At 64.0% G+C, this 24,353-nt stretch carries 25 protein-coding genes; 5 read left to right on the top strand and 20 right to left on the bottom strand.

Annotation, left to right across the window (positions count from 1 at the left end; translation table 11 throughout):
* Nucleotides 1-24: 24 nt before the first annotated feature.
* On the bottom strand, nt 25-468 hold the full coding sequence (locus tag AC070A_RS03235; RefSeq protein ID WP_093234395.1) for an Lrp/AsnC family transcriptional regulator: 444 nt from the start codon (nt 466-468) through the stop codon (nt 25-27).
* Nucleotides 469-582: 114 nt separating this feature from the next.
* Here AC070A_RS03235 and AC070A_RS03230 point away from each other — a divergent pair, with 114 nt between their 5' ends.
* Nucleotides 583-1,167 (top strand): cysteine hydrolase family protein, encoded by a 585-nt coding sequence (locus tag AC070A_RS03230; protein ID WP_058321558.1) that lies wholly within the window; start codon nt 583-585, stop codon nt 1,165-1,167.
* A gap of 117 nt (nt 1,168-1,284) precedes the next feature.
* On the opposite strand, the gene AC070A_RS03225 is transcribed toward AC070A_RS03230, so the two are convergent.
* The 10 genes from AC070A_RS03225 to AC070A_RS03180 all read right to left on the bottom strand — a co-directional run bounded on the left by AC070A_RS03225 (nt 1,285) and on the right by AC070A_RS03180 (nt 11,376).
* A complete protein-coding gene (locus AC070A_RS03225) occupies nt 1,285-1,809 on the bottom strand; it encodes a DUF3426 domain-containing protein (RefSeq protein WP_113737739.1) in 525 nt (174 codons plus the stop codon).
* 217 nt (nt 1,810-2,026) lie between these two features.
* Entirely contained in the window at nt 2,027-3,151 is a 1,125-nt protein-coding gene (locus tag AC070A_RS03220; RefSeq protein ID WP_057254356.1) for an ABC transporter substrate-binding protein, read from the bottom strand.
* A gap of 17 nt (nt 3,152-3,168) precedes the next feature.
* Complete coding sequence (gene fhuF, locus AC070A_RS03215) at nt 3,169-3,924, bottom strand: siderophore-iron reductase FhuF (RefSeq protein WP_057253264.1); 756 nt, start codon at nt 3,922-3,924, stop codon at nt 3,169-3,171.
* 237 nt (nt 3,925-4,161) lie between these two features.
* Nucleotides 4,162-4,653, bottom strand: a complete 492-nt coding sequence (locus AC070A_RS03210) for an ester cyclase (protein WP_057253266.1) — start codon at nt 4,651-4,653, stop codon at nt 4,162-4,164.
* A gap of 67 nt (nt 4,654-4,720) precedes the next feature.
* Nucleotides 4,721-6,148, bottom strand: coding sequence for a gamma-aminobutyraldehyde dehydrogenase (locus AC070A_RS03205; RefSeq protein WP_057253268.1), 1,428 nt, complete (start codon nt 6,146-6,148; stop codon nt 4,721-4,723).
* Between the two features lie 24 nt (nt 6,149-6,172).
* Entirely contained in the window at nt 6,173-6,988 is an 816-nt protein-coding gene (locus AC070A_RS03200) for an ABC transporter permease (protein ID WP_057253270.1), read from the bottom strand.
* On the bottom strand, nt 6,978-7,928 hold the full coding sequence (locus AC070A_RS03195) for an ABC transporter permease (protein WP_057253272.1): 951 nt from the start codon (nt 7,926-7,928) through the stop codon (nt 6,978-6,980). Before AC070A_RS03195 ends, AC070A_RS03200 begins: the two co-directional genes overlap by 11 nt.
* Nucleotides 7,925-8,923, bottom strand: a complete 999-nt coding sequence (locus AC070A_RS03190; protein WP_057253275.1) for an ABC transporter ATP-binding protein — start codon at nt 8,921-8,923, stop codon at nt 7,925-7,927. The genes AC070A_RS03195 and AC070A_RS03190 overlap by 4 nt, the downstream gene beginning before the upstream one ends.
* A 223-nt stretch (nt 8,924-9,146) precedes the next feature.
* Complete coding sequence (locus AC070A_RS03185) at nt 9,147-10,307, bottom strand: ABC transporter substrate-binding protein (RefSeq protein ID WP_113737740.1); 1,161 nt, start codon at nt 10,305-10,307, stop codon at nt 9,147-9,149.
* A 160-nt stretch (nt 10,308-10,467) separates the two neighbouring features.
* Complete coding sequence (locus AC070A_RS03180) at nt 10,468-11,376, bottom strand: LysR family transcriptional regulator (protein WP_029742595.1); 909 nt, start codon at nt 11,374-11,376, stop codon at nt 10,468-10,470.
* Between the two features lie 159 nt (nt 11,377-11,535).
* On the opposite strand from AC070A_RS03180, the gene AC070A_RS03175 reads away from it, so the two are divergent.
* A complete protein-coding gene (locus AC070A_RS03175) occupies nt 11,536-12,450 on the top strand; it encodes an alpha/beta hydrolase (protein WP_162771020.1) in 915 nt (304 codons plus the stop codon).
* Nucleotides 12,451-12,506: 56 nt separating this feature from the next.
* Here AC070A_RS03175 and msrA read toward each other — a convergent pair whose 3' ends face one another.
* Nucleotides 12,507-13,229 carry a peptide-methionine (S)-S-oxide reductase MsrA gene (msrA, locus tag AC070A_RS03170; protein WP_082616012.1) on the bottom strand — a complete coding sequence of 241 codons (723 nt, stop codon included), beginning with the start codon at nt 13,227-13,229 and terminating at the stop codon, nt 12,507-12,509.
* Nucleotides 13,230-13,382: 153 nt separating this feature from the next.
* Here msrA and AC070A_RS03165 point away from each other — a divergent pair, with 153 nt between their 5' ends.
* A complete protein-coding gene (locus AC070A_RS03165) occupies nt 13,383-13,784 on the top strand; it encodes an ACT domain-containing protein (protein ID WP_057253279.1) in 402 nt (133 codons plus the stop codon).
* A 28-nt stretch (nt 13,785-13,812) separates the two neighbouring features.
* Here AC070A_RS03165 and AC070A_RS03160 read toward each other — a convergent pair whose 3' ends face one another.
* From AC070A_RS03160 to AC070A_RS03130, 7 genes are all read right to left on the bottom strand, one after another.
* Nucleotides 13,813-14,232 (bottom strand): GFA family protein, encoded by a 420-nt coding sequence (locus tag AC070A_RS03160; protein ID WP_113133014.1) that lies wholly within the window; start codon nt 14,230-14,232, stop codon nt 13,813-13,815.
* Nucleotides 14,233-14,339: 107 nt separating this feature from the next.
* Nucleotides 14,340-15,938 (bottom strand): MFS transporter, encoded by a 1,599-nt coding sequence (locus AC070A_RS03155; protein ID WP_113737741.1) that lies wholly within the window; start codon nt 15,936-15,938, stop codon nt 14,340-14,342.
* Nucleotides 15,931-16,395 (bottom strand): SRPBCC domain-containing protein, encoded by a 465-nt coding sequence (locus AC070A_RS03150; protein WP_113737742.1) that lies wholly within the window; start codon nt 16,393-16,395, stop codon nt 15,931-15,933. The genes AC070A_RS03155 and AC070A_RS03150 overlap by 8 nt, the downstream gene beginning before the upstream one ends.
* A gap of 184 nt (nt 16,396-16,579) precedes the next feature.
* Nucleotides 16,580-17,146 (bottom strand): TetR/AcrR family transcriptional regulator, encoded by a 567-nt coding sequence (locus tag AC070A_RS03145; RefSeq protein WP_113515170.1) that lies wholly within the window; start codon nt 17,144-17,146, stop codon nt 16,580-16,582.
* Entirely contained in the window at nt 17,143-17,637 is a 495-nt protein-coding gene (locus AC070A_RS03140; RefSeq protein ID WP_113515172.1) for an HPP family protein, read from the bottom strand. The genes AC070A_RS03145 and AC070A_RS03140 overlap by 4 nt, the downstream gene beginning before the upstream one ends.
* Before the next feature lie 120 nt (nt 17,638-17,757).
* Nucleotides 17,758-19,752, bottom strand: a complete 1,995-nt coding sequence (locus tag AC070A_RS03135; protein WP_113737743.1) for a CocE/NonD family hydrolase — start codon at nt 19,750-19,752, stop codon at nt 17,758-17,760.
* A gap of 56 nt (nt 19,753-19,808) precedes the next feature.
* Entirely contained in the window at nt 19,809-21,365 is a 1,557-nt protein-coding gene (locus AC070A_RS03130; RefSeq protein WP_057254362.1) for an ABC transporter substrate-binding protein, read from the bottom strand.
* 208 nt (nt 21,366-21,573) lie between these two features.
* Here AC070A_RS03130 and AC070A_RS03125 point away from each other — a divergent pair, with 208 nt between their 5' ends.
* A complete protein-coding gene (locus AC070A_RS03125) occupies nt 21,574-22,368 on the top strand; it encodes a helix-turn-helix domain-containing protein (RefSeq protein ID WP_057253291.1) in 795 nt (264 codons plus the stop codon).
* Between the two features lie 59 nt (nt 22,369-22,427).
* Nucleotides 22,428-22,769, top strand: coding sequence for a PAAR domain-containing protein (locus tag AC070A_RS03120; RefSeq protein WP_057253294.1), 342 nt, complete (start codon nt 22,428-22,430; stop codon nt 22,767-22,769).
* 10 nt (nt 22,770-22,779) lie between these two features.
* Here AC070A_RS03120 and AC070A_RS03115 read toward each other — a convergent pair whose 3' ends face one another.
* On the bottom strand, nt 22,780-24,210 hold the full coding sequence (locus tag AC070A_RS03115; protein ID WP_218373001.1) for a LuxR C-terminal-related transcriptional regulator: 1,431 nt from the start codon (nt 24,208-24,210) through the stop codon (nt 22,780-22,782).
* Nucleotides 24,211-24,353 lie beyond the last annotated feature (143 nt).

Below are 24,353 nucleotides of genomic sequence, written 5' to 3'. Positions count from 1 at the left end.
TGGGATCGGCCGAGGCCGTCCCACCTAATCTCTGCGATCGAAATGGGTCCGGAGCGCCACATGCGTCTGCACAGTGGCGATACCCGGGATCAGGGAAATCTGCCGGCGGATCGTGTCGAGGTCGCCGTTCGTAGCGCATTCGACGAGCACCATCAGATCGGTGGAGCCGGCGAGCGACCAGCATGTGACGACCGGCGACATGGCGGAAAGGTGCGGCACGATGTGGTCGCAATTCTTGCTGGACTGGAACGTGATGGCGACCAAGGCCCTGACCGTCGGGTTCTTGTCCTCGACGCCGAGACGGATGGTGTAGCCGGCGACGACGCCCTTGGCTTCGAGGCGCCGCAGACGCTCGTGCACGCCGCTGCGCGAGAGGCCGGCATGTCGGGCGAGCGCCACCAGGCTCTGGCGTGAATCCTGGCGAAGCGCTGCCAGCAGCAGCCGATCCTTGTCGTCGAGTTCCGTCAAATTGTATCTCCTTTTGCGCGAAGTCCGGACGTTTGTCCGGTTTGGCGCCATATTGTCCAGTGAAACCGGACGATAGGACAGATAGCTTCCTTCTCGCAACGAAGGAGCTTTGCCATGAAAATACCAGTCGTGCCCGACAATGCCGTGCTGCTGCCGATCGACATGCAGCAGGCTTTCGACAGCGCCCCCTGGCCGCGCCGATGGAATGCCGATATCGACCGGAACGGTCTCACTCTGCTTGCCGCCTGGCGCGCGGCCGGCCGGCCGGTGATCCATGTCCGCCATGACAGCGTCATGCCGGGCTCGACGCTTGGAGCCGGTGCACCCGGCAATGCCTTCCGGCCCGGCTTCGAGCCGCAGGCCGGCGAACCACTCGTCACCAAGAGCGTCAACGCGGCCTTCATCGGTACCGATCTCGACCTCAGGCTTCGGCGTCTCGGCGTCGATACAGTCGTTACCTTCGGCATCTCGACCGACATGTGTGTCTCCACCTCGGTGCGCGTTGGCGCCAATCTCGGCTACCGCATGATCCTCGTCGAGGATGCGTGCGATTGCTTCGACCAGCCGGATGGAGATGGAACGGTAATCGCGGCCCGGGATGTCCACCGGGCCCATGTCGCGACCTTGCGCGCCGAGTTCGCCGAGGTGACGACGACGGTTGCCTTCGTCGAAGCCCTACGCCGTCCGGACGCCGCCTAGAGTGTCCCACTCTCCTGTCGAATCGCTGAGCGCGCGCTGTTCACAAGCGATTCCTGATAAACTTTGAAGCGGGTTTCCGCCGGAATTGTGTCGCATTCCGGGCATTGCACCCGCTGTTCACCGGTTTGTGCCGCGGACCTCGACGATGTCGGCCGTCCATTTCGGCGCCGTCAGGCTCTGGCCTTCGCGGTTCGGAAAGGTGAGGAAAGTCTCGAACGGCCGGCTCTGGCCGGCCGGCACCCGGGCGAGAATGAGGGCCGCGTCGTCGCCGATCGTCTGGCAGACGTCGTCCGGGCAATCTTCCAGCGTGACGGAGAGGCGGAAATATTCGAGCAGCGTCTGGCCCTTGTTCGTCACCGTGCCACGCAGGCGGAAGCTTCGTCCCGGTTGGCTTTGCTCGAAGGTCAGGCCATCAATCGCAATGTCGGCGGCGGTCAGGCCCGCGGGCTGCGTCGTCTGGACCGGTTCAGGTGCTGCGGGCTTGCGACCGTCGCGATCGCTGAACCAGATGATGAAGGCGACGAGCAGGCCGACCGCTACGGCAACTGAGAGGATCGGTTCCGCCCATTGGCGAAAACGGCTGAAGCGCGTTGCCAGATACACAACGACAAGACCCAGCGGTAACGCAATCAACCAAAGCATCCGGATCCTCCTCACCGCATCATTCCTTGAATCGGATTCGATGCAAGAGGGAAACCATGCAGCCGATCAAAGCTTTAGACGGTCCTTGCCCTCAAGAGGCAAGGCCGTGACCGCACTTATATAGGGTGCTCGGCGGCTGACAACACGCGACCATAAGCAGCAGCCGATGGTTCTCGGCCAAGGACGGACTCTATTGCTGGTGAGGACAAAGCGGATGCTAGTCCGCCGGTTTCAGGTCCACCCAGTAGGTGCCTTCGAACGGGACCGCGGCGAAGCGGGTGTTGATCTCGGCAAGGCTTTTCTTCGGGTCGAGATCGGAAAAGAGATCCGGCCGGATCCAGGCGGCGAAGGCCTCTGCCGCGACGATGTTGAGCGGGATGGCGTTGAAGAAGTTCCAAAGCCCATGGACGCGCTTTTCCTGTACGGCGCGGATGCTCGAAAGGGCGGGCGCCTCGATCGTGCGGGCGAGCGTCTGTTGCGCTTCGTCTTCGCTGATACCCGGGCCGATCGAGAGCGTGCCGTACTTGCCGCCGGGCGAGGAGGTAGCGATGTAGATGTCGGGATTGGCGGCCATGACCGCCTCGGCGTTGACCGTGCCGCCCGGCCGCGGCAGCGTGCCTTCGGCGATGTTGCGGCCGCCGGCAATCGTCAGGAACTCGCCGAGGCCGCCGGTGCCATAGGCCCAGCAGCAGCGGTCGGCCTGGGGGAAGGCGTCCATCAGCACCAGAGGGCGTGGCTCCGGCCTGGCGGCGAGGCGCGCCCGGATCAAGGCCAGCTTGTCCTCGTAGAACTGAGCGAAGGCGTCTGCCTGTTCGTCCCGTTCGAGGATCTTGCCGAGCAGGCGCATCATGCGCGGCGTGCTCGTCAGCGGATCATTGTTGAAGTCGACGACGATGACAGGAACACCGATGCCGGTCAGATAGTCGATGGCGCGCTTGCCGGGTTCGGTGTCGGCCTGCCAATTGGCGAGGATCGCAAGGTCGGCCTTCAGCGTCAGCAGCGTCTCGAAGGAAAGGCCCGGGCCGGTTCCGTCGTCGATCTGCGGGACGTCTGCGATCGCGGGAAACTTCCGCCGGAAGCTTTCGTAGATCTCGGGATTGTCGCCCTTCATGTCGCCGGACCAGCCGGCAAGCAGGCTGACGGGATCGGGATGGATCAGCGACAGCGCGACGAGATTGAAACCGCTGCCGAGCAGGATCGCCTTGGGCTTTGCCGGGAGCGTCACCTCGCGGCCGATCGCATCGGTGACGGTCATCGGCCATTGGCCTTCCGCATGGGCGGCGGTTGCGAGCGTCAGAGCAGCAAGGATGACGAGGAAGAACCGCCGGGCGGTCTGGAAAATGCAGCGATGAGGCAAGCCTATTGGTTCCTTTGGCTAGGAAGGGCGCAGAGGCTGCCGCAGCTCGGCACGCCGGGCAGCAGGTAGCGCAGGCAGCAGATCTTGCGGCGGCAGACGCGAGCGCCGTCTTCTTCCTCGTGGCGGAGGCAATCGAAGAAGGGATTGGGCGTGCCGTCCGGCAGGGACTTGCTGCCGATGAGGGCATCGGCCTGGGCGTTCAGCGGCTCGATGCCCGAGGCCCGCAGCGCATAGTCGATGTAGACGAGCGCATTGTTCCAGGCGAGTTTCGGGGCGATGCCGCCGACGGACTTGAGGTAACCGACGACCTCGCGCAGATGCCCTTGCATCAGCGGTGCGAGCGTCGCGAAGACGTCGGTGTCATCGCCCGCCTGCCAGTCGCCCGATGTGGCGACGCCGAAGGTTCGGGGCAGGCCGTCTTCGGCAAGCGCCACTTTCATCTGATCGAAGGTGACGGGGAGCACCTGATGGTCGAGCACGCGCGCCACCAGATAGGGGATGGTGAGGCTCGAGAAATAATAGAGCGACCACATGGAGGCGACGGCGCGCCGATCGCTGGCTCCGGATTTTTCCGTGTAGACGTCGAGCGCCCGGTCGAAGGCGCCAGAGGCGAAGAAGTCCGGCAGCGCAACGCCGTCGGAGAGTTCGTCCGAGAGCACCATCTTCTCGTTGCACCAGGCATGGGTGCCGGCAAAGGCGGCCGACAGCGCCTTGGGGCCGCCTGTCGCGACGACTGGTTCGGAAACGGCAACCGTCATGGCGTCACCCGCATCCGGGCAAGCCCGATCGGAAACTCAGCCGTGAAAGAACGCTGTCCTGCAAGCATGCAACACCTTCTGAGCGCGGTCAGAAACTCATAAGGTGATCGTGTTACTCAAGATTTCGTGCGGCGCAAGTCATTTATGAGTTTTACAATCATGATTTGCGGACAAAAGGAGAGCGCAGCCACAAGCCGGAGCTTGCGGCTGCCAATGCGCAAGGCTAAGCGCCGCCCGTTACATCAGACCGAGCTGCTTGTAGAAGCCGAGGGCGTCGTAATAGTCGTTCTGGGCGGCGATCTTGCCGTCCTTGATGGTGAAGACCGAAGCGCCGGTGAACTTGAAGCTCTTGTTGGTCGCGGCCGTGCCATCCGCCCAGGCGCCTGAGTTGGTGCCGGAGAACTCCCATTCGAAGGAGACCTTGTCGCCGGCTGCGATTGGGTCGCCCTTCATGGTCCAGACCGCATCGGGAACCGCGTTCAGGAAGTTGTCGATGACGCCGGTCTTGGCGGCATCTTTCCCGGTGACCGGCTTGCCGACGGACGCGTCGTAATAGGTCACGTCGTCGGCGAAGTAGGATGCGGCCTTGGCCGAGTCATGGGCGTTCCAGGCCGCGACATAGGCCGCGACCACATCCGGCGCGGCGTCGGCGGCGAAGGCCGCCGGCGAGAGCACCAGGGCGCTGAGGCTCAGAGCGCCTGCAGCAACAAGCAATTGACGACGGTACATGGCAAACTTCTCCCGTTTGTTTTCGTTTGCATGCGATATGCGAGCCGAGCTCAGGCGCGTGTGCGCCTCAGCCGTGGTTGATCATGATGTGGCGAACGGCGGTGTAGTCCTCGAGCGCATAGACCGACATGTCCTTGCCGTAGCCCGATTGCTTGACGCCGCCATGCGGCATCTCGTTGGTCAGCATGAAATGGGTGTTGATCCAGGTGCAGCCGTATTGCAGCCGCGAGGCTGCCTTCATCGCCCGGGAGATGTCCTTGGTCCAGACGGAGGAGGCGAGGCCGTAGTCGCTGTCATTGGCCCAGGCGATCGCATCGTCCTTGCCGGTGAAGCGGGTGACCGAGACAACCGGGCCGAAGACTTCGCGGCGGACGATCTCGTCCTCCTGGGTGGCACCGGCGACCACGGTCGGCTGGAAGAAGAAGCCATCGCTGCTGCCGGCGCTGCCGCCGGTGGTGATCTCGATGTGCTTCTGGTCGGCGGCACGCTCGACGAAGCTTGCAACGCGATCGCGCTGGCGGCGCGAAATCAGCGGGCCGATCTCGTTTTCGGTGTCGTCGGCAAGATTGTAGCGGATGGTCGAGACGGCGGAGGTAAGGTCGGCGACCAGCTTCTCGTAGATGCCGGCTTCGGCATAGATGCGGCAGGCGGCGGTGCAGTCCTGGCCGGCATTGTAGTAGCCGAAGGTGCGGATGCCATTGACCACCGCTTCGAGATCGGCGTCGTCATAGACGATAACAGGGGCCTTGCCGCCGAGCTCCAGATGCGTGCGCTTGACGGTCTTGGCGGCGGCCGCCAGCACCTTCTTGCCGGTGGCGATGTCGCCGGTGATCGAGACCATAGAGATCTTCGGATGGTTGATCAGCGCATTGCCGACGGTTTCGCCACGGCCGGAAATGACGTTGACGACGCCTTCCGGCAGGATGTCGGCGAGCACGCGGGCAAGCTTCAGCGCCGTTAGCGGCGTCTGCTCGGAGGGCTTGAAGACGACGGTATTGCCGCCGGCGATTGCCGGCGCCAGCTTCCAGGCCATCATCATCAGCGGATAGTTCCAGGGGGCGATCGAGCCGACGATGCCGATCGGGTCGCGGCGGATCATCGAGGTGTGGCCGGGCAGGTATTCGCCAGCTGTCGGCGCATGCAGGTTGCGCACGGCGCCGGCGAAGAAGCGCCAGCAGTCGACGATGGCCGGCAGTTCGTCGTTCTTCACCGCGTTGATCGGCTTGCCGCAGTTCAGCGCCTCAAGGGCTGCAAAGCCGTCCGCATCCTTCTCGATCGCATCGGCGATCTTGAGCAGATAGTTGGAGCGCTCGGCCGGCGTGGTCTGCGACCAGCTGGTGAAGGCCTGCTCGGCGGCGTCGACAGCCGCCTCGACCTGGGTATGCGAGGCTTCCGGCAGGTCGACGATCTTGCCGCCCGTCCGCGGGTTCAGGATGTGTTCGTCGGCCTCGGTGCCGGCTTCGAAGCGCGATCCGATCAGCAGTTGGGTGTCCATGTCTGTTCTCCCTTGATAGTCGAGTTATTTGCCGGCACCGGCGATCTGGTCGCCGTCGCGGGTGAGGTAGTAGGCGCCGAGGATCGGCAGGAAGGTGACGAGCACCACGACCATGGCGACGACATTGGTCACCGGGCGCTGGCGCGGGCGGATCAGCTCTTCGAGCATCCAGATCGGCAGGGTCGATTGCTGGCCGGCGGTAAAGGTGGTGACGATCACCTCGTCGAAGGACAGCGCGAAGGCGAGCATGCCGCCGGCGAGCAACGCCGTGCCGATGTTCGGCAGGATGATGTGGCGGAAGGTCTGGAAGCCGTCGGCGCCGAGATCCATCGAGGCTTCGATCAGCGAGCCTGATATCCGCCGGAAGCGGGCGACCGCATTGTTGTAGACGACGACGATGCAGAAGGTCGCGTGGCCGAGAACGATGGTCCAGAAGGAAAAGGGGATATCGGCCATCGAGAAGGCGGAGCGCAGCGCAATGCCGGTGATGATGCCGGGAAGCGCGATCGGCAGGATGACAAGCAGCGAGATCGTCTCGCGGCCGAAGAAGCGCGTCTGGCTGACGGCGGCCGCACAGAGCGTGCCGAGCACCAGCGCCACCGACGTGGCTATCGCGGCGACCTTGACCGAGAGCGTCAGCGCCGCCCAGACGTCGGGCCGGTTCCAGGCAACGGCGAACCATTGCGCGGTCAGCCCCGGCGGCGGGAACTGGTAGCTCTTTTCCTCCGTCGTAAAGGCGTAGAGGAAGATCAATAGGATCGGCAGGTGCAGGAAGGCAAGGCCGGCGGCGGCCGCGATCTTCAAGCCCATCGGCGAGCGGTTCAAGCGATCAGAGCGCATCGAAAGCCCCCATGCGTTTGGCCACAAACAGGTAGGCGCCCATGATGACGATCGGCACCACCGTGAAGGCGGCGGCGAGCGGGATGTTGCCGGCGGTGCCCTGCTGAGCATAGACCGCCTGGCCGATGAACAGCCGGGACGAGCCGACGATCTGCGGGATGATGTAGTCGCCGAGCGTCAGCGAGAAGGTGAAGATCGAGCCGGCGACGATGCCCGGCAGCGCTAAGGGAAAGAGCACGTGACGGAAGGTCTGCGCCGGCGTGCCGCCGAGATCCGAGGAAGCCTCAATCAGGTTGCCCGGTACGCGCTCGAGCGCTGCCTGGATCGGCAGGATCATGAAGGGCAGCCAGACATAGACGAAGACGATGAAGGTGCCGGTATAGCTGACCGAGAGCGAGTTGCCGCCGACGACGGGAAGCGACAGCCAACCGTCGAGCAGCCAGAGCAGGTGCAGCTTTTCGAAGATCCAGGTGAGGATGCCTTCCTTGGCGAGGATCAGCTTCCAGGCGTAGATCTTGACCAGATAGCTCGACCAGAGCGGCAGCATGACGCCGAGATAGAAGAGCACCTTCCATTTTCCCTGCGCGTAGCGCGCCGCGTAATAGGCGATCGGGAAGGCGATGACGGCGGAAGCGAGCGTGACGGTTGCCGCCATCGTCACCGTGCGCAGGATGATGTCGAGATTGGTTTCGCTCAAAAGCTGGCGATAGGTCGCCAGCGTGAACTCGTAATTGATCAGGCCGGAGAAATCGTCGATCGAGAAGAAGCTCTGCAGCAACAGCGCAAAGAGCGAGCCCAGATAGACGACGCCGAGCCAGAGCAGCGGCGGCGCAAGCATCACCGTCAGCAGCAGATGCGGGTGCTTCCAGAAAAAGTCCGACAGGCGGCCGGCGGGGCCGCGGCGCTCGGGCAGAACGAGGGGTTCGGCAAAGGCGGTCATGCGTCCTCCATCGGGTGCAGCTCGTCGGCGGCGAAGCTGATGGTGACGGGGCTGCCGACCGCAGGCACGGTGAGCGCTGCGGGGCTGGCGACGGCGACACGGGCCCCATCGACATCGACGACGACGCGGTTGACGGCGCCGAGGAAACTATGGGCCGAGACGGTGCCCGAAAGGCTGAGCGCGCCGGTCCACGGGGTGGAGATGGAGATCGCCTCCGGGCGCAGGCTGGCGGAGGGTGCCTTCAAACCGAGCCGCTGGCAGATTTTTTCCGGCAGCACGTTGGACGAACCGACGAAATCGGCAACGAACCGCGTCTTCGGCTGCTTGTAGACGTCTTCGGGGCTGCCGAGCTGCTGGATGCGGCCATCGTTGAAGACGGCGATGCGGTCGGCCATGGACAGCGCCTCGCCCTGGTCGTGGGTCACGAAGACGAAGGTGATGCCGAGCGATTTCTGCAGGCTCTTCAGCTCCTCCTGCATCTGCTCGCGCAGCTTCAGATCAAGCGCGCCGAGCGGTTCGTCGAGCAAAAGCACCTTGGGCTTGTTGACGAGCGCCCGGGCGAGCGCCACGCGCTGACGCTGGCCGCCGGAGAGTTGTCCGGGGCGGCGAGTGCCGTAGCCCGGCAACTTGACCATGGCGAGCGCGTCCTCGGCTGCCTTGCGGCGTTCCTCGCGGCCGACGCCCTTGACCATCAGCCCGTAGGCGACGTTGTCGAGGATCGAGAGATGCGGGAAGAGGGCGTAGTCCTGAAACACCGTGTTGACGCTACGCCGATAGGGCGGCACGCCCTCGGCCGTCTCGCCGAAGATCTCGATATGGCCGCCGGTCGGCTGCTCGAAGCCGGCCATCAGGCGGAGACACGTGGTCTTGCCCGAGCCGGAGGGACCGAGCATGGCGAAGAATTCGCCCTCGGCGATTTCGAGGTTCACGCCATCGACGGCGCGCACGGCGCCGAAGTGGCGGGAAACATTGTCGAAGAGAACGGCGGTGGTCATTGAAGTACTCCGGAAAGTGTGGCCCCTCATCCCCGCGGTGAGGGGAAGCGCCCCTCATCCGCCCTGCCGGGCACCTTCTCCCCGCAGGCGGGGCGAAGGGGACTCGTGGCGGGCGTCTTGCCTCAAAGGTCACGCCCGAGGCTTGGCCGGGGGCGTTCCCTCTCCCCGCGTGCGGGGAGAGGGCTAGGGTGAGGGGCGATGCTTGCGATGTGGTCGCGACGGCTCAGCGGCCGCCGATCACGCCGATGTAGTCGGAGACCCAGCGGTGATAGGGCACGCATTCGCCCTGGCTTTCGCACTTCGTAACCGGCGTCTTCCAGAACTTGACCTTGTCGAAGTCCTCATAGCCATTGTTCTTGCAGCCGGCGTCGGTCAAAAGGTCGTTGCCCTTGCAGGCGGCACCGACGGACGGGTTGGCGCCGAACCAGGCGGAGACGTCGCCCTGCACCTTCGGCGACAGCGAGTGCTCCATCCACATATAGGCGCAGTTCGGATGGGCGCTTTCGGCATGCAGCATGGTCGTATCCGCCCATCCGGTGACGCCTTCTTCCGGAATGGTCGAAGAGATCGGCAGCTTTTCGGCTTCCATCAGGTTGACCTGGAACGGCCAGGAGCCGGAGGCGACGACGCCTTCGTTCTTGAAGTCGTCGATCTGGATCATCGCGTCGTGCCAGTAGCGGCCGACCAGCTTGCGCTGGCCGCGAAGCAGATCGAGGGCCGCCTTGTACTGGTCTTCGTTGAGTTCGTAGGGATTCTTGATGCCGAGCTCGGGTTTGTGGGCCATCAGGTAGTTGGCGGCGTCGGCCACATGGATCGGACCGTCATAGGCTTGGACGCGGCCCTTGTTGGACTTGCCGTCGGGCAGGTTCATTTCCTCGAAGACGACATTCCAGCTCTTCGGCGTTTCGCCCTTGAAGGCGTCCTTGTTGTACATCAGCACGTTCGGGCCCCAGACATAGGGTACGCCGTAATGAACGCCGTTGACCGTGAACCACGGCGCGTTCTGCATGCGCTCGTCGATCGTCTTCCAGCTCGGGATCAGATCGGTGTTAACAGGCTGGACGCGCTTGCCGGCAACGAGGCGCAGTGAGGCGTCGCCGGAGGCGGTGACGAGGTCGAAGCCGCCTTCATTCATCAGCGCGACCATTTCGTCCGAGGTGGCGGCCGTCTTGACCGAGACCTTGCATCCGGTCTGCTTTTCGAAATCCGTGACCCAGTCGTAGTTCTTGTCGGTGTCGCCGCGCTCGATGTAGCCGGCCCAGGCGACGATGGAGAGTTCGCCTTCACCCTTGCCGAGTTCCTTCAGCGGCTCCTGCGCGAATGCCGGGGCAACAAGGCCAAGCGACAGGGTCAATGCCGTGCAGGATTTAAGCATCTGCTTCATCTGAATTCTCCCAGTTTTGAGCCGCATTTTACGGCTTCGTTCCCAGAATGAAGCGTGCCTTGATTTCTCCGCATTCGCAAATTCATTAAACAGAATGTCGCTTTCGGTTTTTCCGATATCAACGCTCAGAAGCGGCCTGAAAGCAAACAAATCCAGTGGGTTAACGCGGGCGGGCGCTTCGAAGCGCCTCGGCGATGCCGACGAAATCGCGCGCCGATTGCGGCAGGCCGGAGCCTTTGCGCCAGACCATGCCGACCTGCACGACGGGAAGCGCGCCGGAGACGTCGCGGCTTTCGATCCGGTCACCTTCAAGCGACCACGGGCGGTAGACGAGATCGGGCAGGAGCGCGATGCCGGCGCCGGTTGCGACCAGGCTGCGCACCGCTTCCACCGAGCGGGTGCGGAAGGCCACATGCGGGCGGGCGCCGAGTGCCGACAGCAATTTGCCGGTGTTCTCCTCGATTTCATCCACCGTCAGCATGATCAGCGGTTCCTTGGCGATATCGCTGACGGAGATGATGTCGGCGCTGACCAGAGGGTGGCCGATCGGCAGCCAGAGACGATAGGGCGATGTCTCGAGGATTTCGGCCTGCAGCGCCATGCGATCGCGCAGGTTGGAGATGACCATGACGGCGACGTCGAGCTCGCCGCCGATCAAGAGATGTTCGAGATAGGAGCCGTTGTCCTCGATGGCGCTGACCTCGACGCCGGGGCAGGCGCGGCGATAGCGGGCCAAGAGATCGGAGAGCACGTAGCCGGCAACAAGCGAGGTGACCCCAAGATTGAGCTTGCCGCCGGTTTCCTCGCGGCTGTCGGAAAAGCTGCGTCGGGCGTCGGAGACATTGGAGAGGATCTTGGTGGCGTGGCGCAGGAACTGGTGGCCGTTATGGGTGATCGACAGGCCGCGCGGATGGCGGTCGAAGAGCTCGACGCCGAGATCGCCTTCGAGCTCCTTGATCGCCTCGGTGATCGAGGATTGCGAGATCGAAAGGTTCTGCGCCGCACGGGTGATCGAACCCTGCTCGGCGACGGCGACGAAATACTGCAACTGTCGAAATGTGAAGGCCATGGCGCGAGTTAATAGGTGCGGGGCAGGGCTGGCAAGCGCCGAAACGCAAGCGGATCGGTCGGTGATTTTTTCCTGTCATGTCGGTTTTCGAACAGGGAGCGGGCGTGCCGATGCTAAGCTGGCGCGAAAGCGGGATGAGAGGAGGACGATGTGGACCAGATGACGAAGCGGCCGATGCCGACGGAGGAGGGGATCCTCGCCTTTCACCGCCGCTGCGAGGCGTTCTATCCGGCCGATGCGGTCGATGCCTCGATCGAGCAGCAGCGCCAATGGTACGACGCGCTTTGCGCCGAATTCGATGCGCCGAGCCCGGCCGGTCTCAGCCGCGAGGATAGGCTCGTCGATGGCCGCATTCCGATCCGGCGCTACCGGCCCGCAACGGTTTCGACTGACACCCGCATCTACTACATCCATGGCGGCGGCTTCGTCGTCGGTTCGCTCAACAGCCATGATGCGATCTGCGCCGAGCTGGCGGATTTTGCTGGGGCAGAGCTGGTGTCGGTCGATTACCGGCTGGCGCCGGAGCATGTCTGGCCCGCGGCCTTCGAGGATTGTTATGCGGTGCTGCAGGAGCTGCTCGCCGATGGTCGCCCGGTCGTCGTTGCCGGCGACAGCGCCGGCGGCAACCTCACGGCGGGCATCGTGCTCAAGGCTCGGGCGGAGGGGCTGAAGGGCGTCGTGGGCCAGGTGCTGATCTATCCGGGTCTCGGTGGTGATCTCGTGTCCGGCTCCTATGTGGAGATGGCCGAGGCGCCAGGGCTAACGACCGCCGATACCAGTTATTATCGCAAGATCCTGCAGGCGCCTGCCGACAATCCCTTCGCAGCGCCCTTGGCGGAAAAGGATCTCTCGGGCTTGCCGCCGACCTACATCACCGGCGCCTTCTTCGATCCCTTGCGCGATGACGCCCGCATCTATGCCGCGCGCCTTGCCGCGGTCGGCGTCAACGTCACCTTCCGCGAAGAGCCGCAGATGATCCATGCCTGGCTGCGGGCACGGCATATGAGCGAGGGCGCGCGGGAAGGGTTTCGGCGGCTGGCCGAGGGCGTGGCGGTACTTGCAGGAACCCGCTGACAATTGGTGACTTGCCGTTCCGGGCGGAAAGCTGCGTCACGCTATTTCTATCGGTGCTAGCTTTTCGCCTTGAACACCAGCACCGGATTTGCCCGGAAGGCCTGCGGGAAGAGCGCCCGCAAGTTCTCGATCTTCGGCATGTCGTTGTAGACGATATAGGGGTGCGTCGGATTTCGCGTCAGGAAATCCTGATGATAGTCCTCGGCGGCGTAGAATCCCCTAAAGGGTGAGACTTCCGTAACGATCGCCGCGGGGAAGGCGCGTGACTTGCCGAGTTCGGCGATATAGGCGTCGGCGATGCGCTTCTGCTCATCCGTGACGGCAAAGAGCGCCGACCGGTATTGGGTGCCATGGTCAGGGCCCTGGTAATTGAGCTGTGTCGGGTTGTGGGCGACGGAGAAGAAGACCTGCAGCAGTCCTCCATAGGTCACCTCGCGCGGATCGTAGATGACCTCCACTGATTCCGCGTGGCCGGTCTTGCCGCCGCTGACCGTCTCGTAGTCGGCGGTCGCGGCGCTGCCGCCGGAGTAGCCCGAAACGGCTTTTTTCACGCCTTTGACATGCTGGAAAACGCCCTGAACGCCCCAGAAGCAGCCGCCGGCAAAGACGGCGATCTCCGTCGTGCCGGACACTTTCTCGTCGAGCGAGGGCGGTGGGATGACGACGGCCGGTTCCTGGGCGGCGGCGAGCGGTACCGCCGCCAGCAGCGCGGCGAAGGTAGCCGTCAGCATCCCGAGGGGTCTGTAAGAGGCATGTGCCGACTTGCTGCTCAACGCCATCATTTCCTCCACCACCCGGTTTCCACTCCGGGCGCTTGATGACTTCATGTTTTCACGGGAATGACAATGGTCAAATCGCGTTCGCGTGCTTCACGCCAACGTGACGATCCGCTACCACTTCAGCCGATCAGATGCGCAAACGGGGAAGATGTCATGGCTGGCGAAACGGACCTCGCAAAACTCCTGGCGACGATGAACCCGGTGCTGTTTCCGCAGACCTATGTCTACTGCACCGTCGCCTATCGGGATGCGGCGCGCTACGAAATGCTGGAGCCGCTTGCCACCTATCGCGAGGACGAGGGGCTGACGCTGGTCCTTGCCCGTAGTGCTGCGGACGAGGCGGGGCTCGATTACGGTCCGCTGCTTCGGCGCATCACGCTCAATGTGCATTCGGCGCTGGAAGCCATTGGTCTGACTGCGGCTGTCTCGGCGGCGCTGACGCGCGAGGGCATCAGCGCCAATGTGATCGCGGCCTATTATCACGACCACATCTTCGTGCCGGAAGCGGATGCCGAACGGGCGCTGGACGCGCTGCGGGCCTTGACCGTCGCCTGACGCGGTACAACTCCCGGCGGACCGCGCCTCACATGAAGCGCGTGTCTTCCGGTGGGTTGAAATGGTCGTCAGCGCGGCCGTTTTCGTAGATGATGGGCGCTTCGCCCAGTTCCGCGTCGCTGACGCCATCGAGGCAGGCGGCGTTGACTGCGTAGAAGTGGCCAAGAAAATCCTTGTGGTAGCCGCGCGAGAAGGGGCGGACGCCGCAGCGGCTGCAGAAATAGTGGTCGACGTCGCCCTCGATCCAGCTCGAGTTATCGGCCCGATAGCTCGTGAGCTTGTCTTTGCCGGTGGTGATCCCGAACTCCTCGCGAAGGGCAAAGGCCTTCTGCATCCGTGTCTTTGCGCAGAAGGAACAGTTGCAGCGGCGAACGCCCTGGGCGAGATCGAGCTGGCATTCGAAGGTGACGGCACGGCAGTGGCAGCTACCGCGATAGAGCTTTTTCATCGGTTTCCTCCCTTCGGGCGCATGTCACCGTTCGCCGGCCGATGGCCCACGTTGCTGGGTGCAGCGTTGATTGCGTTCTGATGCCGCGGCGACTTGCGCCGCGGGTGTTATCCGACGTTGCCCGAGGGCGCTGCCTCGTCGACCAGCGCCGTGGCCTTGCCGTCGCCGTCATCGCTCGCCTTGCGCAGGAGCAGGAAGGCCATGAGCGCGGTGGCGAGCGACAGGAATACGCAGATCGAGGCGGTGAAGGCGAAGGACTGGGTGAAGACGTCACGTGCCGCCGTCAATAGACGCTCGGCTTCAGCCGACGGTAGATCGGCGGCGACGGCCACCGCGCCGCCGAGCGTCTGCCGGGCCGCGGCGATCGTCTCTTCCGGCAGGCCGGTTACCACCAGCCCGTCCATGCGGCCGCGATAGGCCGAGGTCAGCAGGCTGCCGAGCACGGCAATGCCGAGCGCGCCGCCGAATTCGAAGCTGGTCTCGGAGATCGCCGAGGCTGCGCCGGCACGTTCCGGCGGCGCCGAGCCGACGATCATGTCCGTCGTCAGCGTCCCGACCGAGGCAAAGCCGAGGCAGAGCACGACGAGACCCGTCGTGACGAGCAGCGGGCTGCTCGACGTGCCCACCTGGGTGCAGATCGCAAAACCGATGGCCGCCAGCACGAAACCTGCGGCAATCAGGTTGGAGGCGGCGACGCGTGTGGCAAGCATCGGAACCCCCATCGAAGCGAGGATCATCGCGACGCCCGTTGGCATCGACCAGAGTCCGGCGACGAAAGGCGAAAGCCCGAGGACGAGCTGCAGATACTGCGCCACGAACAGGAACGCGCCGAAGCCTACGAACATGCCGAGGATGTTGACGCCGAGCGCCGCGCTGAAGGTCGGTGTCTTGAACAGCCTCAGATCGATCAAGGGATCGGCAAGCCGGAGCTGGCGCCGTGCAAACAGGATTGCGACGGCGATGCCGAGAAGGATGAAGAAGATCGCCGTCGTGTCGAGCCCGGCCTCGGCGATATGCTTCACGCCGTAGATTGCCGAAAGCACTGATATCAGCGACTGGGCAGCGCTGACCAGATCGATCCGACCGGCCTCGGGATCACGGAACTCCGGCAGCAGGATCGGTCCGAGAACCAGGATCAGCACCATGACGGGAACGGCGAGAAGGAAGACCGAGCCCCACCAGAATTGCGACAGCATGAGGCCGCCGACAACGGGCCCGATGGCACCGCCGGCGGAGAAGCTGGCAAGCCAGACGCCGATTGCGAAAGTGCGCTGCCTGTCGTCCAGGAACATGTTGCGGATCAAGGAGAGGGTGGAGGGTGCAAGCGTCGCCGCCGCGACGCCGAGCACGGCACGTGCGAGGATCAAGGTTTCGGCGTTCCAGGCAAATGCGGCGAAGATCGAGGCGAGGCCGAAGGCGATCGAACCGATCATCAGCAGCCGCCGGCGGCCGATGCGGTCGCCGAGCGTTCCCATTGTTATCAGTGAACCGGCGACCATGAAGCCGTAGATGTCGATGATCCAGAGAAGCTGGGCGGCGGAGGGCTTCAGCTCCTCGGTCAGCTGCGGGACCGCGAGGTTCAGCACGGTCAGGTCCATGGAATAGAGCATGCAGGGCAGGGCCAGCACGGCGAGCCCGATCCATTCGCGCCGGGTCGCCCTAGGGCCGGGCGTCACAGGGCTTTGCAGGTTTGCGATCTCAGACATGTTCGAGGTAATCCTTGAGCCGCTCGAGGCACTCGCCCCAGCCTTCCTGGTGCGAGTCGCGCTCTTCGACAGTCTCGAATGGTGTTTGCTGGAAGGTCAGCCGCGTCCGGCCGCCGATATCGGCAAAGGAAACGGTGACCAGCGTGTCGGCGCCGGGCTCGCCGTCTTCATCCCAGGCGAAGGTGAAGACGAGCTTTTCGGGCTCGCGCACTTCGCGATAGACGCCGCTCATCCAGTAGTCCTGGCCTTCGGGCGAGCGGATGCAGGCGCGCCAAGCGCCGCCCGGACGGAAGTCCATGGTCACCGAATGCGGCGTGAAATCCCGCGGTCCCCACCAGCGCAGCATGTGCTCGGGCGTCGACCAGACCTTGAAGACGAGGCTCACCGGCGCTTCGAAGTCGCGCACGATTTCCAGTCCGATATCCTTGCGCGTTGCGTTCGCGGTCGCCGCTGTCATGAAGCCTCCTCGCTCGGCGCCCCAACGCGCCCAGTCTTTAACCGTAGAGTTATTTAACTCGTCGGTTAATATCTGCGTGCGGAGGCGCTTGTCAAGGCAGGCTCAAGCGGTGATCTGATTTATGTCAATTTGGCGGGGGGGGGGGGACAGGTAGCGCGGCGGCGTCCTTGCCGTCCCTCGCATTTCACGATGATGCGGGCAGGCACCGCGTCTTCAGCCGGGCGAGCACCCGGCCGAAGGCGCCGGGGTCGTCAAGGCTGCGGGCGAGGATCAATGCCCCCTGAATACCGCCGACGATTTCCTCGGCGAGCGCGTTGCATTCCGCCTTTGGCGTGCCGGCGCGTTCAAGCGTCGCAGCGAGATCGGCGCGCCAGTCGGAGAAGTAACCGTTGAGTTCGCGGGCGAAACGGTCGTGGGCGCCGCTTGCGGCGATCACCCCCATCAGGCAGAGCCTGCGGCCCTGGCGGAAATAGCTGTCGACGCCGGCAAACATCGTCTCTAACGCTTGCTCAGAATTTTCCGTGTTGCGCAGCGCGTCGAAGATGTGCGTGCGGAACCACGCGGCGATATCGCCGAGCACGGCCTCGGCCATCTCCTCCTTACCGCCGGGGAAGAAATGGTAGAGGCTGCCTTTGCCAAGGCCGGTCTTTTCGGTGATCAGGCTGAGGCTGGTGCCGTCATAGCCATGCTCGCGGAAGATTTCCGCCAGCGTGGCGATGACGTCCTGACGTTCGGCGACGATGCGGCTCATGCCGGTTTCCTCACAAGCGGATACTCGACCCGGGCAAAACGGTGGAACAGCGCGCCGACGGCGACGAGGATGAGCGAACCGGTCAGCACCGGGAAGAGCAGGAACTCGAAACCGGGATCGGCGGCAAAGACGACGAGCGGATTGGCGCCCGCCGGCGGATGGGTGATGCGCAGCGCCGCCATCAGCGCGATCGCTGCACCGACGGCGATCGCCACCGCCCACCATTCGTTGGGGAAAAAGGCTCTCAGGATCAGGCCGACGAGCGTGGCGACGACATGGCCGCCGACGACATTGGCCGGCTGCGACAATGGGCTTGATGCGACCGAGAAGATCAGCACGCAGCTGGCGCCGAAGGGCGCCATCAGCATGGGATGGCCGACAAGATTGGTGAGCGCGCCTACGGCAGCAATGGCGACAAGGCCACCGATGCCGGCGATGAGGCCGCGGTTGATATGAACGGGAGGCTGGTGACGCGAGAAGAAGTGGCGCATTTGTGTACCAATCGGTCAAGTGTTTACCGATTGGTACAATGACTTGCCGATGAAGTCAAGAGAGTGCTGCCGAACCGGGCGTGGCGGCGGCCAACGGCCCGCCCGTTCCTGGCGCGCACCTCACATGAAATCGCGAGGGATGCGCTTCTTGAAGTGCTTCTCGAAGATCTGCCTGTCACCCTCATAGGCGACGACTTCAGCCTCGGTGATCCACTCGCTTTCGGTGCAGTGGAGCGTCGAGGTCGAGACCGTGCGCACCGACCAGCCGTCGCGCTTGGCGACACAGGTCCAGGTCGAGGTTCCGATCATCGAGAGCGGATCGTCGGGCGCGATCGACCAGGTTTCGTCGCGGATGTCCTGGGTGGCAAGGCCGGTCTCAGGATGTTCGGAGAGGCCGGTGTCCTCGTAGATCCGGTAGTGGGTCATGCCGTGGGTCATGTCGCGCTCGACGGTGCGGCTCGATGTACCGCGTGTCAGTTCGCGGTATTTCGGCAGCGGATCGGGGTTTTCCGGCTCGGGCACGGCGATTTCGCGGTGAGCGCCAAGCAGCGGAAGCGCCAGCGACAGGCTTGATGTATCGATCGTGAGGCCCGGCTCCGTCGGCGATGGCAGGATCAGCGGCCAGTAGGAGGTGGAGAGCGACACGCGAATGCGGTTGCCCGCGCGGAAGCGATAGCCACAGGCGTCGAGCACGAGTGTCACCCGCGTCTTGCGACCCGGTTCCATTGGCCGCGGCTGGGCGTTGCCGTCGCGATGCGCAAGGTTCAGGACGCCGAAGGCGACGCGGGTCGCGGTGCCATCCGGATGCACGTCGACGAGGCGCACGGCGAGGTTGGTGGTTGCCGCCTGGCAGTTGACATCGACGGTCAGCGTCGGCTGGCCGAGATAGTCGGCGGCGGCAAGCAGCGGCGCCGTCTCGAACACAAGCGAGCCGGCGTCGTCGATGCGCTGGTCACCGGCCATTTCGGCGTCGGGCTTCAGGGTGAAATACTCGCCGGATGCCGTTCCGGTATCGAGCGGCGATTTCAGGTAGATCTCGCCGATGCCGGTACCGCCGGCCGAAGGCGTCAGCCGCCCGTCATGGGAAACGCCGAAAAGCTGCATCTCCGGCGATGCCCAGGCGTCCTTCGCCACCCAGCGGCCGGGATCGCTGTCGCGCCGGAGCGACGGGCGCGGGCCATCGAGAATGTAGGCGCGCACCTGCGGCCCGTCCTCGGCGCCGTTCTTCTCGTCGCGCAGCCAGCGGTTCCACCAGCGGATTGCCTCGCCGTGAAAATCGGCGCGCGGCTTCGGGAAGGCGAAATGCGGGTACTTGTGCACCCAGGGGCCGATCAGCGCCTTCGCCTGGTCGCCGAGACCCTCGACTGCCTTCAAGGGCGTGTTGCGGTAACCGTCGGCCCAGCCGGCGATGACGAGTGCCGGCACCTCGACGCTTCCGAAATCCTCCGCGATCGAGCCGTGCTGCCAGAAGGCGTCGCGGCGCTGGTGCTTCAGCCATTCCTCCATGAAATAGGGCTCGTTCTCCAGCCGCTCCATCCACATTTCCTTCCAGCGGTCGCCGACGATTGCGGGGTCGGGCGAGCGCGACTGGTAGCCGAGCATGGTCGCCGCCCAGGAAAGCTGGGCGGATAGGTGGCAGCCGTTCTTGTAGTGGATGTCGTCGTTGTAGCGGTCGACCGTCGAGGCGATGGAGATGACGGCTTTCAGCGCCGGCGGCTTCAGGGCTGCGACCTGCAGGCAGTTGAAGCCGCCCCAGGAAATGCCCATCATGCCGACCTTGCCATTGGACCAGGGCTGCGCGGCGATCCATTCGACGATCTCGCAGCCGTCCGAAAGCTCGCGCGGCGTGTACTCGCCATCGATGACGCCATCGCTTTCGCCGGAGCCTCTGATGTCAACGCGCACGCCGGCAATGCCGGCGGCGGCAAAGACGGGATAGGTGGACTCGTCGCGGACACTCGTGCCGCCCTGCTTGCGGTAGGGCAGGTATTCGAGCACGGCCGGAACCGGCGCGGCTTCCGCGCCGGCGGGCATCCAGATGCGGGCGGCGAGCCGGGTGCCGTCTTTCAGCCGGATCCATTCGTTTTCGATCACAGTGAATTCACGTTCTGACATGTCGTTCTAGCACTCTATCTCTTTGTTCTTTCGGGCACTTCCGAACGTGGAATTGCTTAGCTGTCGAACCAGACGCGGCTTGCGACATAGCCGTTGGAAAGATCGTTGCCGATGTCGTCGACGAAGCCCTTGAGCGAAGCCGAGGCAGCGTTCACGTAATCGTTGAAAACGGGCAGGATCAAGCCGCCTTCGTCACGCACCGTCATCGCCATGCTGTGGTACATTTCCTTGCGCTTGGCATCGTCGAGCTCGGAGCGGGCCTGAAGCAGGAGCTTGTCGAAGTCCTCGCGCTTGAAGCGCGTGTCGTTCCATTCGGCGGTCGAGAGATAGGAGGTCGAGTAGCGCGAATCCTGCGTCGGACGGCCGCCCCAATAGGAAGCGCAGAAGGGTTGCACGTTCCAGACATTGGTCCAGTAGCCGTCCTCGGGCTCGCGCCGCACTTCGAGCTCGATGCCAGCCTTCTTGGCGCTTTCCTGGAAGAGCACGGCAGCGTCCGCCGCACCCGGGAAGGCGGCGTCGGAGGTGCGCAAGAGGATCGGCCGGTCGTGGCCGGACTTCTTGAAGTGGAAGGAGGCCTTGTCGGGGTCATAGGCCCGCTGCTCGATGCCCTCAGGCGCCAGTGCGTAGTTGCCGTTGACCGGATAGTCGTTGCCGAGCGTGCCGAAGCCGCCGAGCACCCGGTCGAGGATCGCCTGGCGGTCGACCGCATATTTCAGCGCCAGCCGGAGATCGTTGTTGTCGAAGGGCGCGGTGTCGCAATGCATCAGGAAACTATAGAAACCCTTGCCCGCGGTCCGGAGGATCTCGACGCGCGGCGCCCGCTTCAAGAGCGGCACGGTCTTCGGGTCGATGTTGTTGATGAAGTGAACCTGGCCGGAAGAAAGGGCGGCGATGCGCGCCGTCGTGTCGTTCATCACGATGATCTCGACCGAGTCGACGAAACCGCGGTCGGAGCGCCAGTCAGCGGCGTTCTTCTCGAAGGTGGCGCGCAGGCCTGCCTCGTAGCTTGCAAGCTTGTAGGGGCCGGTGCCGATGGGCGAGGCCGGGTTGTCGACGCCGCCCTTCGGCTGGATGATCAGGTGATAGTCGGTCAGAAGCAGCGGCAGGTCGGCATTGCCCTCGCTCAAGGACAGCACCAGCGCGCCGCCCTTTTCCTCGATGGTCTTGATGGAGCGCATCAGCCCGAGGGCGCCGGACTTGGAGCCTTCGTCGGCATGGCGCTTCAAGGTCGCAACGACATCGGCGACCGTCAGCTTGCTGCCGTCATGGAAACTAACGTCGCTGCGGATCTTGAAGGTCCACTGCGACGCATCCGCCGAAGGCTCCCAGGATTCGGCAAGGGCCGGCAGCGGCGCGCCGGTCTTCGGGTCGGATTCGACCAGCGTATCGCCCCAGAGGTGACCGATGACGAAGGAGACGGAACCGCTATAGGCGGCGGGGTCGAGCGAATCGGTGGTGGCGCCGCCCTTGAGGCCGAGCTTCAGATGGCCGCCGCGCTTTGGCTCCTGCGCGCGCGCGTCGCCTGCCGCCAGCGTTGCGCCGAGGCCGGCCGCAAGTCCGAGCGCTGCGGTACCCGCCAGGAAGCCGCGCCGGCTGATGCCGGTCGAAGCCATGCTCGCGGGGACGAGAAGGCCGTCGGGTCGCTTCGTGAATTCGGTCATTTCAAGGTTCCCTTTGGTATAATGTTTATCGAGGAAACCTAATGGCTGCAGGCGCGTGCACAATTTCGCGACTTGACGCTTTTTTACGCTCTTTTACGCTATCCCTTCGCCGCCGGCTTCTATCAAGGTGGTTGGCGCCAAGGTGAGGGCGGGTAGCGCAGTGCAGGACATCGACATCTTCTCGGCCAATCTTCGCTTTGCCTGTTCGACGCGGCGCTCGATCTCGCAGATCTGCCGTGAGATCGGCATCAACCGGCAGCAGTTCAATCGCTACATCGGTGGCGAAGCGCGGCCGTCACCGCACAATGTCACGCGCATCGCCCGCTTCTTCGGACTGGCGGCCGAGGACTTCGCGCTGCCGGCAAAACAGTTCGAGGCGCGCATGACGCGACCGGACCGCGATCGCTCGGACGCCGGTCTGCTGCTCGAAGGCTTTCCCGGCGACATCGCGGGCTTGAGGCGCCATATCGGCTACTATCAGACTTACCATGTTTCGCTCTCCTGGCCGGGGCTGGTTGTGTGCTCCTGCGCCCGGATCTACGAGGAGGCCGGCTCGATCCGGGTGAAATCGATCGAGCGCATCCGCGACCCGAAAAACGAGATCCAGCAGTTCTCGAAATATGTCGGTCTCGTCACCTTCTGGCGAAACCGCATCTTCGTCGCCGAGCGCAGCATCGGGCGCGAGCCGATGCTGGCGCAGACGATCCTTCTGCCTTTCGAAGTGCACCAGCGCGTCTATCTGCGTGGCACCACCATGGGGGTCTCCTGGCGCAAGGAGAACCTGCCCTATGCGTCTCGGATGATCTGGCGATCTCTTGGGGCTCAGCCGGATCTGCGCCAGATGCTCTCGCGCTGCGGCGTGCTTTCCTTCGGTTCGCGACACATGCCGCAGACGGTCCGCGCCTTCCTCGATACGCCCGATGCCGAGCCTTTGACCGTGCCGACCGAATATTGAGGCGGGGGCGCGGCCGTGTCATAGCTTGCACCGGCAAGGGGACAATTGGAGGAGAGATCATGAAAGCTGTAGCGGCCGTCACCGCCTGCCTTTGGTTCGCCGTGCCGGCTCCGTCTGCAATGGCCGAGGAGGCGCGGGCGCCGATCCCGTCCTGCGCGCTTTCGGGCGCCTCCAGCGTGATGATCGGCGGCCAGCCGGCGCTCAGGCTCTCCGACGTCGCCAATTGCCCGCCGGAACTCTACGAGGTGGTGCCGAGCATCATGATCGAGGGTCAGCCGGTCGTGCATTTCCGCGCGGGTGCTGGCGCCAAGGGCGATTGCGCCGCGAAGGCAGAACCGTCTGTGACGTTTGAAGGCGAAGCCGCCCAGCGCGTGGGCGACGTCGATTGCCGGCAGAAGTGAGATTGCGCCGTCAGTCGAGCATCGCCAGCCGGGCTCCTTCCTGAACGGCTTTGAGCGCCGGCGGGTTGGTGACCGGGTAACCGGCGATGAAGCGCTCGACGGAGAAGTCCGGGAACTCGGTGCGTAACCGTGATGCGGCGCTTGCCGCTTCTTCGGTCTCTCCGATACGGGCGTGTCCCATGGCCTGAAACATCAGCGTATTGGGCGATTCCTGTGAACTGCGTCCCAGCGCCGAAAGGCTCTCCGCATGACGGCCGATGACGAAGAGCACGCGACCGAGCATGCCGTAGTACCAGGGCGGTGCCAAGGGATTGAGGGACAACGCTTTCTCGATTAGCGGCATCGCTTCGGCCGGATTTCCGGCCACCAGAGCCTTGCTGCCGGCCAAGAGCGCCAGGGTATCGGCATTGTGCTTGCCGTGCTCGAACGCGTGCGCCTGGGCGTCGGCGGCACCTTTGAGGTCGCCGAGGCACGCCTTGAGATCGCCAAGGCAGGTATGGGCGAACGGGTTTGCCGGATCGAGGCGCAAGGCCTCCTCGATAGCCGATCGCCAGTTCCCGATGGTCGTATCAAAGTCGATGCCATAGCCGTTGCAGGCCTGGACGGAGTAGGCATAGGCCAGTTCGGTCCAGGCCCTTACCCGTGCGGGGTCCAATTCGAGCGACCGCGTGAGGAGGTAAATTGCCGCGGCGTTTCCTTCCGCGCTGAACCGGTTGAGCTCTTCGACGCCGAGAAGATAGTAATCGTAGGAATGCAGGTTCGAGGGGGCCTTCTTGCGGCTGGCATTGCGCCTGAGGGCGGCCAGCTTGCCGAAGCAGCCTGCCAGCGCGTTGACGACGCTCTCCGTCAAATCGTCCTGAAGCGCGAGTATGTCTCCGATCGGCCGGTCGTAGCGTTCGCTCCAGAGCGTCATACCGGAGCGCGTTTCCGAGAGCTGGATCGTCAGCCGCACCTGCCGGTCGTCGGCGCGCACTTGGCCGGTCACCGCATAGGTCGCGCCGATGGCCTGGACATGGTCGTCGTAGCTCTCCGCACGATTGCCGAGCAGCTTCATGGTGTGAAAGGCGACAACGGGCAGATCCGCGTAGCGCGCGAGATCGACGCAGATATCCGACGAAAGGCCGTCGGCAAACCGGCGCCAGCGCCGCTCTTCGTTCAGGCTTTCGATCGGGAACAGGGCGAGGACCGGTGGCCCTTGCTCTGCCGGTGCCGCGGTCGTTAACTCCCTTGGTCCGGCTATCTCTGACGCCAGCGCGATCTTGTTGCGAACGCCAAGCTTGCCATAGATCGTCGCGAGATGGCTGCGCACGGTCGATGGCGCGATGCAGAGCGCTTCGCCGATCTGGCGGTAGGTCAGGCCGGCAGCAAAGCGTTCGGCGACTGCACGCTCGCGATCCGACAGGATCGCAGGCACAAAGCGACGCCTCAGGATGCGGGTCATACCTGCCTCCTTGTCGTTTCACCGGTTCGGTTCTGCTGCGGCTCCAGCAAAATACTACAAATGCTGGAAGCAAAACACTGCACATGTGCGATTGCCGCATAGTCCTATGAGGCTAGAGTTTGCGCTGAACATCACGCGGGAGG

The sequence above is a fragment of the Ensifer sp. GW101-20A05 genome, from assembly GCF_059424735.1.
Note: the sequence above shows the minus strand (reverse complement) of the source record. Positions and strands in the feature narration are given on the sequence as shown.